The 18,805-nt window shown below is 37.0% G+C and carries 20 protein-coding genes and 1 other annotated feature; of the genes, 2 read left to right on the forward strand and 18 right to left on the reverse strand.

Annotated elements, in window-relative coordinates; translation table 11 throughout:
* Positions 1-7: 7 nt before the first annotated feature.
* Complete coding sequence (locus C564_RS0115115; protein ID WP_018765882.1) at positions 8-646, reverse strand: class I SAM-dependent methyltransferase; 639 nt, start codon at positions 644-646, stop codon at positions 8-10.
* Positions 647-782: 136 nt separating this feature from the next.
* On the opposite strand from C564_RS0115115, the gene C564_RS0115120 reads away from it, so the two are divergent.
* Entirely contained in the window at positions 783-998 is a 216-nt protein-coding gene (locus C564_RS0115120) for a YrzA family protein (RefSeq protein WP_018765883.1), read from the forward strand.
* A gap of 37 nt (positions 999-1,035) precedes the next feature.
* Here the strand turns inward: C564_RS0115120 and C564_RS0115125 are convergent, their stop codons facing one another.
* The 14 genes from C564_RS0115125 to C564_RS0115195 form a co-directional block, all read right to left on the reverse strand.
* Positions 1,036-1,662 carry a YrrS family protein gene (locus tag C564_RS0115125; protein WP_003200523.1) on the reverse strand — a complete coding sequence of 209 codons (627 nt, stop codon included), beginning with the start codon at positions 1,660-1,662 and terminating at the stop codon, positions 1,036-1,038.
* 116 nt (positions 1,663-1,778) lie between these two features.
* Positions 1,779-3,533, reverse strand: coding sequence for a peptidoglycan D,D-transpeptidase FtsI family protein (locus tag C564_RS0115130; RefSeq protein WP_026008579.1), 1,755 nt, complete (start codon positions 3,531-3,533; stop codon positions 1,779-1,781).
* Positions 3,534-3,634: 101 nt separating this feature from the next.
* Complete coding sequence (locus C564_RS0115135) at positions 3,635-4,342, reverse strand: hypothetical protein (protein WP_018765884.1); 708 nt, start codon at positions 4,340-4,342, stop codon at positions 3,635-3,637.
* A 276-nt stretch (positions 4,343-4,618) separates the two neighbouring features.
* Positions 4,619-5,095: a transcription elongation factor GreA gene (gene greA / locus C564_RS0115140; RefSeq protein WP_003208577.1), complete on the reverse strand. Its 477-nt coding sequence runs from the start codon at positions 5,093-5,095 to the stop codon at positions 4,619-4,621.
* 280 nt (positions 5,096-5,375) lie between these two features.
* Positions 5,376-6,014 carry a uridine kinase gene (gene udk / locus C564_RS0115150; RefSeq protein WP_003200515.1) on the reverse strand — a complete coding sequence of 213 codons (639 nt, stop codon included), beginning with the start codon at positions 6,012-6,014 and terminating at the stop codon, positions 5,376-5,378.
* Positions 6,015-6,031: 17 nt separating this feature from the next.
* The gene (locus tag C564_RS0115155) at positions 6,032-7,312 is read right to left on the reverse strand and encodes a peptidase U32 family protein (RefSeq protein ID WP_003200513.1); all 1,281 of its coding nucleotides are present in this window, start codon (positions 7,310-7,312) and stop codon (positions 6,032-6,034) included.
* Positions 7,313-7,330: 18 nt separating this feature from the next.
* Positions 7,331-8,260 carry a peptidase U32 family protein gene (locus tag C564_RS0115160; RefSeq protein ID WP_003200512.1) on the reverse strand — a complete coding sequence of 310 codons (930 nt, stop codon included), beginning with the start codon at positions 8,258-8,260 and terminating at the stop codon, positions 7,331-7,333.
* A 7-nt stretch (positions 8,261-8,267) separates the two neighbouring features.
* Entirely contained in the window at positions 8,268-8,909 is a 642-nt protein-coding gene (locus C564_RS0115165; RefSeq protein WP_003200510.1) for an O-methyltransferase, read from the reverse strand.
* A 215-nt stretch (positions 8,910-9,124) separates the two neighbouring features.
* A complete protein-coding gene (mltG, locus tag C564_RS0115170) occupies positions 9,125-10,195 on the reverse strand; it encodes an endolytic transglycosylase MltG (RefSeq protein WP_018765887.1) in 1,071 nt (356 codons plus the stop codon).
* A gap of 221 nt (positions 10,196-10,416) precedes the next feature.
* Positions 10,417-10,701: a DUF1292 domain-containing protein gene (locus C564_RS0115175; protein ID WP_003200504.1), complete on the reverse strand. Its 285-nt coding sequence runs from the start codon at positions 10,699-10,701 to the stop codon at positions 10,417-10,419.
* A 12-nt stretch (positions 10,702-10,713) separates the two neighbouring features.
* Positions 10,714-11,127: a Holliday junction resolvase RuvX gene (ruvX, locus tag C564_RS0115180; RefSeq protein ID WP_003200502.1), complete on the reverse strand. Its 414-nt coding sequence runs from the start codon at positions 11,125-11,127 to the stop codon at positions 10,714-10,716.
* Between the two features lie 3 nt (positions 11,128-11,130).
* Complete coding sequence (locus C564_RS0115185) at positions 11,131-11,397, reverse strand: IreB family regulatory phosphoprotein (protein ID WP_000348589.1); 267 nt, start codon at positions 11,395-11,397, stop codon at positions 11,131-11,133.
* 78 nt (positions 11,398-11,475) lie between these two features.
* Positions 11,476-14,118, reverse strand: a complete 2,643-nt coding sequence (gene alaS, locus C564_RS0115190) for an alanine--tRNA ligase (protein WP_003200499.1) — start codon at positions 14,116-14,118, stop codon at positions 11,476-11,478.
* A 53-nt stretch (positions 14,119-14,171) separates the two neighbouring features.
* Positions 14,172-14,389 (reverse strand) — a binding site (T-box leader).
* Between the two features lie 45 nt (positions 14,390-14,434).
* Positions 14,435-15,511 carry an AI-2E family transporter gene (locus tag C564_RS0115195; protein WP_170957066.1) on the reverse strand — a complete coding sequence of 359 codons (1,077 nt, stop codon included), beginning with the start codon at positions 15,509-15,511 and terminating at the stop codon, positions 14,435-14,437.
* 166 nt (positions 15,512-15,677) lie between these two features.
* On the opposite strand from C564_RS0115195, the gene C564_RS0115200 reads away from it, so the two are divergent.
* A complete protein-coding gene (locus tag C564_RS0115200; protein ID WP_018765889.1) occupies positions 15,678-15,890 on the forward strand; it encodes a hypothetical protein in 213 nt (70 codons plus the stop codon).
* 46 nt (positions 15,891-15,936) lie between these two features.
* Here the strand turns inward: C564_RS0115200 and C564_RS0115205 are convergent, their stop codons facing one another.
* The 3 genes from C564_RS0115205 to recD2 form a co-directional block, all read right to left on the reverse strand.
* Complete coding sequence (locus tag C564_RS0115205) at positions 15,937-16,065, reverse strand: YrzQ family protein (RefSeq protein ID WP_001102898.1); 129 nt, start codon at positions 16,063-16,065, stop codon at positions 15,937-15,939.
* 19 nt (positions 16,066-16,084) lie between these two features.
* A complete protein-coding gene (locus C564_RS0115210) occupies positions 16,085-16,273 on the reverse strand; it encodes a hypothetical protein (RefSeq protein WP_000490499.1) in 189 nt (62 codons plus the stop codon).
* 141 nt (positions 16,274-16,414) lie between these two features.
* Positions 16,415-18,751: an SF1B family DNA helicase RecD2 gene (recD2, locus tag C564_RS0115215; RefSeq protein WP_018765890.1), complete on the reverse strand. Its 2,337-nt coding sequence runs from the start codon at positions 18,749-18,751 to the stop codon at positions 16,415-16,417.
* Positions 18,752-18,805 lie beyond the last annotated feature (54 nt).

Consider the following 18,805-nt stretch of genomic DNA (forward strand, 5'->3'; position numbering starts at 1 on the left):
CCTCTTTCTATTGCTTAGTTGCCTCCATTACCCAAACGAAATGATTTAATCTCGTAAATGTTACATGGAAGCCATTGTTTTCAAAAATAGATTGCATAATCGGAATACGTGTATAGTATTCTGTTTGCAAATCGTTTGCTAACTGATGAAAACCTCTTTGTTTTGCAGTTTCAACAGTTTTATCATACGCTTCTTGATCTGCAAATATCGTATCAGCAAACACTATTTTACCACCTTTATGAAGCAATTGACTATACTTCGCAATTGCTACATCTTTTTCTTCATCTGTTAGATGATGAAACGCATAAGTGCTTACAATTGTATCAATAGAATCGGGAACATCAAAAGAAAGAAAATCTCCCTCTGTAATTGAAAATCCTTCTGGTAGCTTTTGCTTTGCGATTGTACGCATTTCACGTGACGGCTCTATGCCGTAAACAGTATGGCCAACAAGTAATAATTTATTTGTTAAATTACCAGTACCAACACCAAATTCTAATACATTTCCAAATGATTTATTTACTACATCCTCTAAAATCTCCTCATAACGAGCGAAAACTTCTTTATATTGTATATCTTCGCCTTGTACGAATGAATCGTACGTATGAGCCCACTCATCAAATAAACCGTTAAATTCTGTACCCATATAAAATTCCCCTTTTTCTTATCGGTTTTATCAGTATGATATGCTTTCTTTACGAAAATGTCAATTGAAACGGAAATGGTATTTCCTTCTTTTCTTTGTTACACTTAACTTGATTATATGGAGAGGAGCGTTTTTTGTGTCATTTACGTTTGAAATGCTGGAAGATAAAGTAGAATTTTTTGAAGCACCAAACTTAGTTTCCTTAGAAAAGAAAATTAACGAACAAATTGACAATAACAAAGCACTTATGCTGGAAGTTCATCATATTTCTCATCAAATGATTATGGATCCCGAGAGCAAAAGACCTTATTACAGCGCAGTTGTTCATTTTAAATTAAAAAAATTACGCTAACTAAAAAAGAGAGAGGTTCTAAGAACCTCTCTCTTTTTTAGTTTAGAGTTTGAACAAGTGCTGGTTTCCAACCCTCATTTTCTACCCAATCAATATTTACATAATATCTTTTACCAGTTTGTTTATCTTGAACATTACCGTACGCTTTTTGCTTACCGTTATTCCCAATGCGGTGAATAACCAATTGTTCCACTGGAACTTCGATTGCAGCGGAAATTGCTTGTTTCATCTCATTCCAATCTGCTGATCCTTGTTGAAATGTCATTGCCGGTGTTGCACCTTGCGTTGTACCAACTGGCTTCCAAGAAGGTTTCGTATAAGCATCTGTTGCTTTAGGCTGTGTTTTTTCAGCTGGGGCCTTTTCATTTGCTTTTGCTTCTTCCTCAGCTTTTTGTTTCTCTTCGTCCTCTTTTTTCTTCGCTGCTGCTTGCTCTTGTTTCTTAGCTTCTTCTTTCTCTTTCGTTTTCTCAGTTTTATTATCTTTCGTTGTTTGCTGAGATACTTTCTTGTCTGGCGAAGATGCTTGCTCTGTTGTATCAGAAGTAAAGAATACTTGATACGCTACAACAAGTACTGCTAATAACACAATAGCAATTGCAATATTTAAAACACCGTTTTGACGACGTTTTTGTTGTTTCTGTTGGAATCTAGATCCTCCTGCCATTCTTCAAACCTCCATGCAGTTTTTCCTACTTGCTATTGTAACACTAAATCTTAAAAGGTTGAATAACTACTGTAATTTTTTCACGAAATGAAAACATTTGATAATAAATTGCAAGATTACCTTCTACTTTCCAAGTGAGCAATCTCTTCTACAAATTCTTTAAAAATCGGTGTTACAGTATTTTGTTCATTATTCGTTTCTAAGTCAACAACTACTAACGCATATCTTGGGTTTTCATACGGGAAGTAACCCGCAAACCAACGATTTACACGATTTCCTTTTCCTGTTTGTGCCGTCCCAGATTTTCCGGCAACAGATAGCGGTAATGACTGAAAAGTAGTACCTGTTCCTTTCTCCATCGTTACTACTTTTCTTAATAGTGATTGCACTTGTTTCACTGTATGATAAGAGAGTTGTCGCCCCTCCAATTTATGATCTTCAAAATGAAAAAATCTTGTGCCATTTTTGTACCGTATTTCTTTTACAGCTTTTACTTCTTTCTTCTCTCCATTTCTTGCAATCGTCGCCATCATATTTGCAACAGCTAAAGGGGATATTCTTACATCCTTTTGCCCAATCGCCGTTTGGGCGATTGCTTTGTGACTCATCTTAGTTTCTTCTTCATTCCAAACAATTGCTTTTTTCTCTTCTATCAACTGTTTAAACCCAGACGTATGAAACACTTGCCCTTTCCATCCTACCTTCTCACTCGCTCCTAGCGCTTCTAAATACGTTTCCATTACATGTTTATCCTTTTGCATCAATTCATCACCAAGCACAGCAAATGTCCTGTTACAACTCCTAGCAAAGCTCTCTGTGAAGCTTAATTTCCCCATCATAACCTGCGGAGTATTTTCGCCATACGGATCTGTATCACAGTTAAACATACGATGAGATTGAATTATATCATTATCAATTGCCGCGGCCGCTACAACTGTTTTAAAAATAGAACCAGGAAAATGAGGCGTTAGCATTTGGTTTTCCATCGTTTTTTGATACGTACGCTTATCATTCGTCTGTAAAGATGGTTTACTCACCATTGCTAAAATTTCACTCTTCTTCACATCAAGTAGTACCAATCCACCGTTTTTTATTCCATGCATTTGCACAAGCTCTTCTGCTTTTTGTTGCAAAGACTTTTCTATCGTTGTTTGAATCGTAACTGGATAAAAAGGATTTCCAGGAGATGTATATTTTGCACGTTTCCCAAAAATCGGTTCGCCCTGTCTGTCCACTTGATACAACACTTTCGTTTCACCATCAGTCATTAAAAATTCATCAAATGATTGTTGAAGTCCTGAAATACCAATCGGTGTTTGAATAGGGAACTTCTTCATTTCCCCGTATCGCTTTTGAATTTCATTCTCGTTTTCTCCTACTGCACCAATTAAATGTTCTGCTTCTGGTATTTGTTTCACCCTTACTTCAGTTGCAACCATGCCTAACATATCCGCACGATTAATCTTTTCCACCTGTTCTTTCGTTAATTGAAACGGTTTATCACCTCTTTGAAATATAAATGGTTTTCGTTTGTCTTTCATTTGCAGATTTATGTCTTGTCCCGGCACACTAATGATATGCGCAATTTTCTCTAACATGTCATTTTTTATTTGTAGAAATGGAAAAATAATTAACACTGAATACTTTTCTTCACCAAGTTCTACTCCATTTCGATCAATAAAACGCCCCCTACCATCATCCACTGTAACTGCTTGTGTACGCTGGGTAACACTCTTTTCAATTAAATTTATATGTTTATCTGTAAATGATTCAGTAGATATAAGCTGTATTTGTACCAATCTTCCAAGCAATAGCAACATGATGCATGTAAAGCATAATAAGGTGATGATAATTCTCCGTTTGATTTTCATAAAAAACACCTCGTCTTTTCAGTTTAGACGAGGTGTCATTCCTTTTATACAGAACGAAATATTATTAGAGTTTGTATTTTTCTTGTATGATTGAATGATTTTTATAAATCTTTTGGCTGCTTTAGAAATTTCATAAGAATTGACCTAAAACTCTCTTCATCTATTCCTGAATTTTTTGCAACCTCAATTGTAGTAGTTGTTACTTGAGCTGCTGCTTTTAAATAATCCGGTTGTAAAGCTTGCATTTCACTTCTTTTTTCTTTTGCATTCTCAACCGTTACAGAATCAATACATGCGATCATCTTGTCTACGATCTTTAAATATTCATTTTCTGCGTTAATTAACTTTTGAATTTCATCTTTATTACTTACTTTAGATTGATTTAAGTAAGTATACGCTTGATTCACTTCATCTTTAAAAAGTTTATCATTATTCTTTGCCTGTTCTTGTAACATATTCTTCATATCATCTATTGTCTTCTGATCCATTGTATTCTGTAACAAATATTCTGGATTACCAATCGCATAATCATACTTAATCGTCACATCCTGAAACATTCTCATTACAATAGCTAACTGATACTCTAGAGCAAAGTCTTCGAATTTCTGTTCCTTTTTATCCTTATCTAATTCCGTGTTCCCCTTTGTATTCGGTGTGCTGTTTGAAGACGAAGTTGCTGAATCATCCTTTTTTTTTTCTTGTTTCGGTTTCGATTCGTTTGATACACTTGTTTTCTCAATAGATCCACATGCCGCTAATCCTGTCATCATAACGCCACAAGTGAGTGCTGCAAATAATTTCTTTTTCATGAACTGCCCCTCTTCCTTATCCCTTTTAAACTCTCTTCACACTTCAAAACATAAAAGTATAAAATTCCTCACTTATAATATCAGAATTAAAGCTCTTACATCGTCATATTATGTCGAATAAAGTGAAAACTCCCTTAAGGATCCTTTCTCTTTTATCGCTCAAACCAAACTATCATGGACGATTATATAGCACTTTTCACTCAGAATCTTGAGAGCAATGGGATAATAAAAGAGAAAAAATAAAAAAGGTTCACCCATATGAGTGAACCTTTTTTATTATTTTACAGAGATAATCTCTACTTGCATTTCTCCGCCTGGCGTTTGGATTGCTACCTTTTCACCAATTTGCTTACCTAATAAGCTTTTTGCGATTGGAGAATCGTTAGAAATTCTTCCTTCAAATGGATCAGCTTCTGCGCTACCAACGATTGTGTAAGCTTCTTCATCTCCATCTGGTAATTCTTTGAATACTACAGTTTTACCTAATGTTACAACTGTAGACTCTTCGCCATTATCTTCAATGATAACTGCGTTACGAATCATATTTTCTAGTTGTGTAATACGTCCTTCTACGAATGCTTGCTCATCTTTCGCTGCATCGTACTCCGAGTTCTCAGAAAGATCACCGAAGCTACGTGCGATTTTAATACGCTCTACAACTTCTTTACGTCTTACTGTTTTTAATTGCTCAATTTCGTTTTCTAATTTTTGTTTACCCTCTTGCGTCATAGGGTATGTTTTTTCTGTTGCCATGTTTTCCACTCCTTTTATATACCAATCCCCCGAAAAAAAGAGGAGTTCCATATGAAAACTCCTCCGCTTTATCCTATAGCGGAGATTTCTAGTACACATGCACTAGCGGAGTTGTCACATACAACCCCGTATTTTCCAATTCTTCCTCATATAAAGAAGATATGTATGGAAAGTTCATATAAATATGCCCTCACCTATATATAGATGAGGTTGGCATGTTTCATTGTATTCGATAGGAAGGGAAAAAATCCCTTCCTATCGTATATCTTTTACTATGCTATTACAAATTCACTTTTTGTTCAAGAATTGTTGCAATTTTTGTGACCATAATATCGATTGCAACATGATTTTGTCCGCCTTCTGGAATAATTATATCCGCAAATTTCTTAGAAGGCTCAATAAATTGGTTGTGCATTGGACGTACAACATTTACATACTGCTCAACAACAGAGTCCATTGTACGGCCACGCTCTTTAATATCACGTTGCATGCGACGTAAAATACGAAGGTCAGCATCCGTATCAACAAACACCTTAATATCCATTAAATCACAAAGACGCGGGTCTTCTAAGATAAGAATCCCTTCTAAAATAATTACATCTTTCGGTTCTACTGGAATAATTTCTTCTGAGCGTGTATGCAATGTATAATCATATACGGGTTTCTCAACCGGCTTATATGCAAGCAACTGATGTAAGTGCTCAATTAATAAGTCATTATCAAACGCTAATGGATGATCGTAATTTGTTTTTAAACGCTCTTCCATTGGCAGATGACTTTGGTCTTTGTAATAATAATCTTGCTCCAAAATTAAAATGGAATGACCTTGAAATTGATCAAAAATTGCTTTTGTTACACTTGTTTTACCTGATCCTGAACCACCAGCGATTCCAATTACAACCGGCTTATTCGTCCCCATTCAACTACCACTCTTTCTTATTGATGTATGCTTTTTCGCATCATATTATTCACATACACTGGTTGATCCACTTTGAATTTCACGATTTGCAACGGATGTCTCGCTGCATCTAATTCGTTTCCATCCTCATCCCAAATTTTCTCCACCGTTTGTGTAAAGTTTTCTATTTCTGGCCCAAAGAACTCAACCTCATGCCCTGGTTTGAAGTAGTTACGTTGTTCGATTGTGACAATGCCTGTTTCTTCATTATAATCTAACACTAAACCAGCAAAATCATACGTTGTTTTCTTACTATGATTTCCATACATTTGTTCTTGGTATCCTGGAACTCCTTCAAAGAATGCAGGCGCTGTATCACGATTTGCACATTTATCGAGCTCATCTAACCATTCTTGTTTAAACTCAAAGTTATCAGGATCCGCGCAATATGCATCAATTACTTTGCGATACACAGTTGCTACTGTTGCTACGTAGTGAATAGATTTCATGCGTCCTTCAATCTTCAAGCTGTCAATTCCAATTTCAATCATTTTCGGAATTGAAAGGATCAAGTTTAAGTCTTTTGGACTCATTGCAAAGTGCGCATCGCCTTCTTGGAATAAAGGAAGCTCTTCTGCTTCTTTATGTTGTGATACTGCTTGAACTAGGTCATAATCCCAACGACATGACTGACAACAACCACCACGGTTCGAGTCACGTGCTGTCATATGGTTACTTAATGTACATCTTCCAGAGTATGCAATGCACATTGCCCCATGGACGAACGCTTCAATTTCAATATCAACGTTTTCTTTAATTTCCTTCATTTCTTCATAGCCGACTTCACGAGCTAATACAAGACGATGCAAGCCTTCTTCTTTCCAATACTGCGCTGCTTTCCAGTTGGATAGAGACTGTTGTGTACTTAAATGTACTTCAACAGAAGGAGCTACACGTTTACACGTCTCGATAATAAGCGGGTCTGCAACAATAATACCTGTTACACCAGCTTTTTCAATCCCTCTTAAATAATCTTCTAATCCATCCATATTTTCATTATGTGCAAAGATATTTGTTGTTACATATATTTTTGCGCCATATTTCTTTGCAAATTCTACGCCTTCTGCCATTTCTTCTAGCGTAAAGTTCCCTGCATTTGAACGCAGACCAAATTCCTGTCCACCTAAATATACAGCATCTGCACCGTAATGAATAGCTACTTTTAATTTCTCTAAATTACCTGCAGGGATTAACAATTCAGGTTTTTTCACAATAACGCGTTTTCCATCGATTACTCGTGAAATTTCTTGTACAGTCATATCCTACACCCTCCTCGTTTAGTAAACCGTTTCTTTAAAGAAGAATCCTGTATCTAACGGACGATTTACTGGTTGAATTTCTTCTATCTCTTTATATAAATCATCTTTCATGTCATAATACGCATCGCGATCTTCTACACATAAATCAATAGCTTTACGATATTTCTTTGTCACTTGGATAATGTATTCAGAGCTTTTTAACACACCATCAATTTTCAAGCTATCGATTTCAGCATCGATAAGTTCATCTAACTCATCAATGAAACAAATATCATTCGGACTCATAATATGAGTACCATTTTCGTCCTCATAAATCGGATACTTGTTATTACGCTCTGGATCATGTAAAAACATATTTTCTTCATACTTTTTCTTTTCAATCTCCAGATTACGATCTTGATATTCAAAATAGTTTCCAACTAATGAACGCTTTGATTGGAACATGCATGTCATACCGTGAATTTGTACTTCTACTTCAACTTCAGCGTTTTCTTTTAATTCAACAATTTCATCTAAGCTCAATTCACGTGCAAGCACAGCACGTTTTGCACCTTTACGGCCCCAATAGTTACATGTGAACCAGTTCGTTGCTGTCGTTTCTGTATTCCAATGCATTTGCATGTTTGGTGCTACTTCACGCACAGTCATTAATACTGCAGGATCTCCAAAGACGATTGCATCTACCTGTACTTCTTGCAGGAATGCAACGTAGCCTTTTAATTCTTCTACTTTGTCGTTATGGAACATAGCGTTCATCGCTACGTATACTTTCATACCATTTTCATGTGCAATGCTTACAGCTTGTTTCACATCATCACGCGTGAACTCCCCTGCTAAACGTAAGCCAAACTTTTGCTCACCGATCATTACTGCACTTGCTCCTGCTTTTGCAAGAGGTTCAATGTCCGCCACCGCTCTTGGCGTTACTAACAATTCAGGTTTTTTCATACTGTTGTCACCCTCTCTTTTTACTCACGGCTACTCCATCACCAATCGGAAAAATAGTTGTATCATATCCTTCATGGTTCATTAGCCATTCATTGTACGTCTTAATACGACGAATCAAACCACGCGTACGTCTATTTTCAATTTTTTCTTTTGTCGTTACAAGTCCATGGTACATAACATTATCTGAAATAATGACACCCCCCGGATTTAATAACGGTTCATATAAGTCAAAAAAGCGACGATATTGTCCTTTTGCGGCATCAATAAAAATAACATCAAATGTTCCATGTTCATTCACTTGTTCACCTGTTTCTAATGCATCACCATAAATAACGGAAATACGCTCTTTTACAGAAGAACGCTCTATATATTCAAGTGCTTTTTCATATCGATCGCTATTTCGTTCTACTGTCACAATACGAGAATTAGGGATAGCTTGCATCATACGAATACTGGAGTAACCAATTGCTGTTCCGAGCTCTAAGATGCTTTTTGGCCCAATTAAACGTAAAAATTGCAACATAAACTCCATTCCAAGACGATCCATAATTGGCACATGATGTTCACCTGCGTACTGTTCCATTTCAAGAATAAGTTTATCTTTTGGATCAATAAATGATAATAGGTACTCGTTAACTGCATCCTCCATAAATGGTCCTCCTTATTTACATGGAGAAGTGCCTCTATGACGTGTCAGTTTCTATCTTTTCACACATAGAATGCAATAAAAATACAAGCCAGCTTCACCCTTAGCTTGTACGTCCCGTTTTGATATTAAAAACGATTCTTCTGCCAGTTTTTAACCCGATATATTTTATCATAAAAAAGAGGGATATGCGACCCTTTTCGCTCTCCCTCCTATTTTCATTTCTTTTGTGTAATATATTTTTGTTTTAATGCATTATGTTCTTCTAACGTTTTTGCATAATACACTTCACCACTTGGTGCTGCTAAAAAATAGTAATAATCTGTTTGTGCAGGTTCTAACGCTGCTTGTACTGAATGCTTGCCAGAATTCGCAATTGGTCCAACAGGTAATCCTTTTATAACATACGTATTATACGGTGAATTTACTTTTAAATCCTCATATAATACACGTTCTTTATGCTTTCCAAGCGCATATAATACTGTCGGATCTGTTTGTAACGGCATCCCTTTTGCTAAACGATTATAAAAGACGCTAGAGATCTTTTGACGATCTGTAAACCCTGTCGCCTCTTCCTCAATTAAAGAAGATAATGTTAAAAGCTGGTGAACGTCCAGCTGCTTTTCTTTCATTTTCGCCTCATTTTGAACAATTAATGCATTCGTTTTTTCAAGCATTGACGTCACAATTTCTTCCAATGTTGTATCTTTTTTATAGAAAGAATATGTCGCTGGGTATAAGTAGCCTTCTAACGGATATTTAATATTGGCATCAAAAATTTTATTTGTTAATAATATCGGATATTTTTGCTGCATTTTTTGAATAAAAGCCTTATCGTTTAATTGGCGCACAACATCATCTTTATTCCATTTCAGTTCCTTCGCAATTATATCTGCGATTTCAACAACTTGTGCACCTTCCTTAATCGTCAATTTATAAGCAACTGGACGATGGACATTACCCGATGACATTTGTTCCATTACATCATCTACATTCATTGACGAATTTAACAAATATGTACCTGCCTGCAAATTTTTAGATTTAGCTTTTGCATAGAAGCTAAATACTGTACCGTTTTTAATAGCGCCTTTTTCTTCTAAAATCTCTCCGATTTTACTTGTAGATGAACCTTTTGGAATCTCTACTTCAATTTCTTTTTTATTCCCGCTATCAACTGGTTTTAACGCAGATGAAATATACGCATAGACTGACACGCAGACCACAAGTAGTGCAATAACCACTATTAAAAGTGTGTGTCTACGCTTCTTCTTCACTTGATTCTCTATCAAAGTTCTTCCTCCTTATTCCATTGTAGACCATATGTACATCCTCTATACAATGCCCTACAAACCCAAAGCAAAGCTCATTCATTTGCAGATAGTTTTTTATTTTATACAATCCGTCTCATTATACTACAAACAATTATGTAGTTTCGACAAAAAATCTGTCATTTTGCACGAGAATACAAAAAAAGATGGACTGCATGTACAGCCCATCTTCTTCACCTGAATTACGCTTCGCCCTCTTCTTCTTCAGCAAGTGTGTTAAACATTTCTTGTACCATTTCCCACTCTTCTTCAGATTCGATTGGAAGTAATGTTCCACCTGACTCTTCTTCGTTTTGTTCGAAAGCCATTGCATCATAAATTTGTTCGCCATCTTCGTCAACTTCACCAATCGGAGAAAAGACTACATAAGATTTTTTGCCAAATTTTTCAGCATCGAAAGTGAAAATAATTTCACATAAATGCTCGTTACCTTTTTCGTCTACAATTGTAATTTGATTTTCTTCCATTCTGGTCACCTCTTATTTACTATCTAAATATCCTTGCAAAATCACGACTGCAGCCATCTTATCGATCACTTGCTTTCGCTTCTTTCGACTTACATCAGCCGAAATAAGAAGACGTTCCGCTGCCATCGTTGACAGACGCTCGTCCCACATCATGACGTCTAATTGTAACAGTTCACGTAAGGATTGTGCAAATTGCTGGCAAGCCTCACCACGTGGTCCGATTGTACCATTCATGTTCTTTGGCAATCCTACTATTATCTTGTCCACATTGTACTGTTTTACTAACTCAGAAATACGATCAAAACCAAATTGACCTCGTTCTTCGTTAATTTTAATCGTTTCTAAACCTTGTGCTGTCCAGCCCATTTCGTCACTAATCGCAACGCCGACTGTTTTTGTACCAACATCTAAACCTAATATCCGCATAAACTACTCCTCACGATGTTGTTTCAAATAAGACTTCACAAGCTCTTCAATCAATTCATCACGTTCTAACTTGCGAATAATGCTTCGTGCATCTTTATGACGAGGTATGTATGCTGGGTCTCCACTTAATAAATAACCGACGATTTGGTTAATCGGATTATAGCCTTTTTCTTGAAGTGCATCATACACAGTTAAAAGTACATCGTTTACATGGACACTCTGTTTTTCATCTTGAAAGTTAAACTTCATTGTTTTATCAAAACCGTCCATTTTAAGCACCTCACTTATAAGTAGTAAGTATAGGGAGAAGAATCTCTCCTCTCCCTACTATTGTACACTACTATCTCTTTATTTTGAAACAGATTTAACGTACTCTTCTACAAATGCAAGTGCATCATCCACTTGCGCTGGGTTTTTACCACCTGCTTGAGCCATGTCAGGACGGCCGCCACCGCCACCGCCGCAGCGAGAAGCAACTTCTTTCACAAGTTTACCTGCATGGTAACCTTGATTGATTAAATCTTTCGTTACACCTGCTAGAATATTCACTTTATCCTCATTTACAGCTGCTAATACAACGACTGCAGACTCTAATTTATTTTTCAGGTCATCCATCATTGTACGTAAGTTATTCATATCTGCAACATTTACTTTTGTTGCTAATACATTTACTCCATCCACTGTAACAACTGAATCTGTTAAGTTTCCAGCTTCAATGTTACTTAATTTTGCAGCAAGAGATTCATTCTCTTTTTGAAGTTGTTTCACTTCAGTAAATAGACCGTCTACTCTTGTTAAAATATCTTTCGGATTTGTTTTCATTTTGCCTGCAGCTTCTTTTAATAAACTTACTTGATCGTTCATTAATTCGTATGCAGATTTACCAGTCACTGCCTCAATACGACGAGTTCCAGCACCGATACCAGACTCAGCAACAATTTTGAAAATACCGATAGATGCTGTGTTATCAACGTGACAACCACCGCAAAGTTCTAAGCTATAATCGCCTACTTGGACAACGCGTACAACATCTCCGTATTTTTCACCGAATAATGCCATTGCACCCATTTCTTTTGCTTCTTCAATTGCTTTTTGAGAAATCTCAACATCAATACTTTCCCAAATTTTTTCGTTTACAATACGCTCAATTTTTTCTAATTCGTCAGCTTGTACTTGACCGAAATGAGAGAAGTCAAAGCGTAGACGTTCTGATGTTACAAGAGAACCAGCTTGGTTAACATGTGTTCCAAGTACATCTTTTAATGCTTGGTGTAAAATATGCGTTGCTGTATGGTTTTTCACAACACTGCTACGGTTCTTCGTATCAATAATAGCTTTTACAGCTGATTCTTTTGTTAACGTTCCTTCTTCCACAACTATTTTGTGTAAGCTTTGACCATTTGGTGCTTTTTGTACGTCTTTTACAAGAACTTTCACACCGTCAGCAAGAAGGTAACCGCGGTCTGCGATTTGTCCGCCACTCTCAGCATAGAATGGTGTTACATCAAGCATTAATTGTCCTTCTTCGCCTGCTTGTAAGCTATCTGTGTACTCGCCATTTTTCACAAGTGCAACAACATTACTTTCTGTCGCAACTGTACCATAACCAACGAATTCACTCGCTACTTTAATTTCTCCAAGTACGCCGCCTTGAACTTGCATAGAATCAACGTCTTGACGAGCTGCACGTGCACGTTCACGTTGTTTTTCCATCTCTGCTTCAAAACCTGTATGATCAACCGTCATACCAGCTTCTTCTGCATATTCTTCTGTTAATTCAATTGGGAAACCATATGTGTCATATAGACGGAACGCATCTACTCCAGAAATAGCAGTCGTTTTTTCTTCTTTTGCTTTTGCAATAACCTCTGCTAAAATTGCTTCTCCATCATGAAGTGTTTCATGGAAACGCTCTTCTTCATTTTTCACAACTTTTGCAATAAAGTCTTTCTTTTCAAGAACTTCTGGATAGAAGTCTTTCATTACTTCGCCAACAACCGGTACTAATTCAAACATGAATGGACGGTTAATGTTTAATTTCTTCGCATAACGTACAGCACGGCGTAATAAACGACGTAATACATAGCCACGGCCTTCGTTAGAAGGAAGAGCTCCATCACCAACAGCAAATGTTACTGTACGGATATGGTCTGCAATTACTTTAAACGCCATATCTTTTTCTACATCGCCACCGCGATATTTCTCACCAGAAATTGATTCTGTTGCACCAATCATTGGCATAAATAGGTCTGTATCAAAGTTTGTAGGTACATCTTGAACGATAGATGTCATACGCTCTAGACCCATCCCTGTATCGATGTTTTTCTTTGGAAGTGGCGTATATGAGCCATCCGGATTATGGTTAAATTGAGAGAATACAAGGTTCCATACTTCTAAGTAACGTTCGTTTTCTCCACCCGGATACAACTCAGGATCGCTAAAATCGTTACCGTAAGCTTCACCGCGGTCATAGAAAATTTCTGTGTTCGGTCCACTTGGTCCTTCACCAATATCCCAGAAGTTTTCTTCTAAACGAATGATGCGCTCTTTCGGAACACCCATTTTCTCATTCCAAATTGTAAATGCTTCTTCATCTTCTGGATGGATTGTTACAGATAGTAACTCTTTATCGAATCCAATCCATTTGTCGCTCGTTAAAAATTCCCAAGCCCATGTAATTGCTTCTTCTTTAAAGTAGTCACCAATTGAGAAGTTTCCTAACATTTCAAAGAATGTATGGTGACGAGCTGTTTTCCCAACGTTTTCAATATCGTTTGTACGAATTGATTTTTGCGCATTTGTAATACGTGGGTTTTGCGGGATTACACGACCATCAAAGTATTTCTTTAATGTCGCTACACCACTGTTGATCCATAAAAGAGATGGATCCTCATGCGGAACTAATGATGCACTTGGTTCAATTGCATGCCCTTTTTCCTCGAAAAAGTCTAAAAACATTTGACGAATTTGTGCTCCTGTTAACTGTTTCATCTATATTTCCTCCTTTAAGAAATTTCATAAAAACAAAAAACTCCCGTCCCTATAAAAGGGACGAGAGTTAACTCGCGATACCACCCTAATTATGAACCGATTTATACATTCTCGATTCATCACCTCATGGTGCCGTAACGTGGCAAGACGGCAGGGATTAGCTGCTCTCAGGATTAGCGTTCTGTCACCCTTCATTTAAAACTTCTTTCAGCCGATGGAAGTTTCTCTCTAAAAATGGACTGTGACATACTCGTTCCGTCATCAATTTAAAATCATATGCTATATGCCAAAATTGTAGCGAATCCGTTTCCATTTGTCAATGTTTCCAGAGTGGCTTTATATGAACAATGACGGTTCGAATCACCGCCAAAATAGGAACTGCTATTAAAAGACCGACGATTCCACCTATTTCTCCCCCAATCAAAAGAGCAAGCATAATAATAACAGGATGCATACGTAACGACTTCCCAACAATATATGGGGAGAGAATGTTACTTTCAACAAATTGTAAAATGGCAAGTGCAATGCCCGCTTTAATAAAAAGGTTCGTGGATACGGTTGCCGCAATCATCAACGTCGGAATCGCTCCTAAAATTGGTCCAAAGTAAGGAATAATATCGGTAACTCCAACAATAATGCCTAATAACAGTGGGTACTTCATCCCAATAAACCAAAATGAAAGAGCGGACACTCCTCCTAAAACTAAACAAACAAATAATTGCCCTCGAATATAACTTCCAAGTGACTTATCGATCTCCTTCGCCAATACTTGTCCTGTACTACGCCATTTACTCGGAACAAGCTTCCAAAAAACGTGATAAAACTCTCCATAGTCTTTTAATATGTAAAATACAATGAAAGGAATCAAGAAAATGATGAGTAATGAATCCAGTACACCACGCGCTGTACTCATCACCTTATTTAAAAGTGCTTGTATCTTCATCTCAATGCCGACAAATATTTGCTTTACTTTCTCATGAATAAACGATGGGAAATTGTCTGTCTGTTCTGTCACACCGTCCATCCAAGAATCATACATTTTCATAAACTGCGGGAATTGCTTATTGATTTCTTGTAGCTGCGCAATCACAACCGGTGTCCCTTTATAAATTCCATAACCGAGACCACCAAAAAAGAGAATATAAATAAGCAAAATCGCAAGTGTACGTGGCATTCCCTCTTTATATAATTTTTCAATTAAAGGATGCAGTAAATACGCGATGAAACAAGCAATTAAAAATGGTGTAATTGCTACTTTAAACACGAATATGATTGGCGCCCATAGTGGTTTAATTTTTAAAAAGACGAGCAAACATAAAAACACTAATAACAATAACCCTAATCGATAGATCCAAATAATTTTAAGATTCTTCAAGCGAAAAACCTCCTCCATCCTTATTTTGAAAAGAAATAGAGAAGGTTATGTGTAAAACTTTTAAAAAATTACTGGACTAAAATATTTCCATACAGACCATACTGTTTTTTAAAAAACTTACATATATTTAACATCATACGGACAAGCACTTAGGTCAGCTCGCAAATATGTGAGGAGGAATAAAATGGTTTGGCTTATGTTAATTCTTTCAACACTTTTCATGATACTAGAATGGATCTGTATTGGCTTTGGTATTTGGAAGGGACTCTTCACGCGTTCAACACGAAAAGAACGTGCGAAACAGCTGTGGTATTACGGAGTTCTTGGTATTGGATGTTACGGACTTTCTTATCTTTTTTCTGAAATTGGACTTTTTTATTTATATACGAGCACATGAAAAAACTCCCTGAGAATGAAGGGAGTTTTTCACTTTATAGAAATGATTATAAATAAGACTTAATCATTTTGCGTGCTCTTTTCATATTACGTTTGGAAAACACATCTTGTTTACGTGCATATTGATATGCCGCAGCTCCAATACCTAATGCGATTAATGAATTGCGTACGTTCAAAGTAAATCCCCCTTTTTGACTATCCGATGGTTCGTTCATTCTCATCAAATAAATCATCAAGAGAACTAAGCGATCCATCTTCTTCTACTTGATGCGTATGGATTTTCCCCTTTGAAACCGATAATTCAATATAACAATTCCAGCAATAAAATTGGTTGACACCTATTTTTCCAATGTCTTTCCCTTTGCAATTTGGACAACTGAACATATGGCTTTCATCTCCTTACAGTCTCCCAGATTCTATTCGCCATTATGTCCAAACTGCACTCATTTATACATACTAGAACTGCCTTACACTTTCAAAATAACGCTCTCTATATTGAAAGTTTCACTATATAATTTCACCTTGCTACATAAAATCATACGGTGAAATGTTTTCCACATCCATCTCCTGGCCATCAATCGTAACCATTTGCACTTCCCCTTTTGATTCCTGCAAGCGATCAGCTAACGTTGTTTGCCGCATGGAATCATCAAGACGATTCACACCAGATTGAAAGGCTGATTCTTCTCCGCAAATAATTAGAAACTTTTTACTTCTCGTAATACCTGTATAAATTAAATTACGGCGTAACATGCGGTAATAACTCTTTACAATCGGCATAATTACAATTGGAAATTCACTTCCTTGTGACTTATGAATTGAACAACAATACGCATGTGTAATTTGATTTAAATCTGGCTTTATATACGTTACTTCAATCCCATCGAACGAAACAACAACCATATCTTGTTTCTCCACATTTTCCTTTGCATAAAATACAGAAACAATTTCTCCAATGTCACCATTAAACACTTGGCTTTCTGGTTGATTTACGAGCTGCAATACTTTATCACCCGTTCGATACACAACATCACCGTAGGCAATTTCTCTACTCTTTTCTTTCTTCGGATTAAATACTTCTTGGAGTGCCTCATTTAGCACATTAATACCTGCCGGACCGCGATACATAGGCGCTAACACTTGGACATCTCTTGCATTAAACCCTTTCGTCTTCGCGTTTTCACATACTTGTTTTACAACCTCAACAATTTGAGCACCTGAGCAACCAATAAACGAACGATCTTTTTTATTTTGTGCTAAGTCTGGTGGCAGCGTACCATTTTTTATCGCATGGGCAAGCCGAATAACGGATGACCCTTCTGCTTGACGGTAAATCTCTGTTAACTTCACTGTCGGAATTGCACCAGCATCTAATAAATCTTTCAACACTTGTCCAGGCCCTACAGAAGGTAATTGATCTTCATCACCTACAACAATTACTTGAATGTTTGTTGGTAATGATTTAAACAATTGATTTGCGAGCCAAATATCAACCATTGAAAACTCATCAATGATAAGTAACTTTCCTTGTACAGGGTCCGTTTCATTACGCTGGAAAGATCCTTCTGGCGTCCAACCAAGTAAGCGGTGAATCGTACAAGCAGGAAGCCCTGTTGACTCACTCATCCGCTTCGCAGCGCGGCCTGTCGGAGCTGTTAACAGAATCGGAAACGGATTATCATCACTGTAATCTTGCGGGCTTAATGATAAACCATGCAAGGAAGCATACATTTCGACAATTCCTTTAATAACGGTCGTCTTCCCTGTACCAGGTCCGCCGGTTAATAACATCATCGGCTTATGAAGCGCAGTTTGAATTGCCTCTTGTTGAAGCGGCGCATACTGTACTTTTAGCTGCTCTTCAATTTTCCCTAACGTTAATAATACTTCCGCTTCAGGAAACGAAGGCGTCTCTTCTTGGTTCATGAGACGGCGGATTGATTTGACAACGCCCTTTTCGGAATAGAATAACGAAGCTAAATAAATGCGGTCTTCTTCTATAATGATTTTCCCTTCACCTTGCATCATTTCAACGCATTGCAAAATATCTTCTTCCGTCACATTACCCTCTTGATTATTTAAAAGCGATACGGTTTCTCGAACTAGTTGACCCTTTTCCATAAACACATGACCTTCTTGGAGCGAAACATTTTCTAACGTATAGAAACATCCTGCTCTCACACGATCATTATGGTTACCAGATATCCCTAGCGCTCGTCCTATATCGTCAGCTCTTCCAAAACCGATGCCATCGACTTCTTCAATCAACTGATATGGATTATTTCGAATCACTTCAAGCGTCATTTCTTTATACTGCTGATAAATCTTAATCGAGAGCTTCGTTCCAAAACCATAACCATTTAAAAAGCTCATGACCTTTTCAAGCCCTTGGTGTTCAATAATTGTGTCATAAATTTCTTGCGCTTTCTGCTTGTTTACAACACCTTCTAATGCAGCAGGGTCGTCCATAATTTTAGAAATCGCATGTTCTCCGAGATGATCAACAATCTTTTCTGCTGTTCGCTTCCCAATTCCTTTAAATAAATCACTCGCTAAATATTGCACCATACCTGTTTTTGTTTGAGGTAATTCTTTTTTAAATGTTTCAACTAAGTATTGCTTTCCGTACTTTGGGTGGTCTTTAAAGTGACCTGTCAATGTAAATACTTCATCTTCATGCATACGGGGAAAGTGACCGTTGATCATCACTTTTTTTTCGTCGTATGTTTCATTTGTTTCAATGATTTTCATACTGACAACGGAATAGAGGTTTTCTTCGTTGTGGAAAATGGTATGAAGAACTTGTGCTTTTATAAATTTTTGCTCTTCCTCAAACAAATCCATTGCATGTTGATTTCCCATGTTTCCTCTCCTTTCCGATTTCTCTCACTCTAACGAGCAGTAAAGCCCCCACCT

It is taken from the genome of Bacillus sp. 105MF (assembly GCF_000374885.1).
Lineage (GTDB): Bacteria > Bacillota > Bacilli > Bacillales > Bacillaceae_G > Bacillus_A > Bacillus_A pseudomycoides.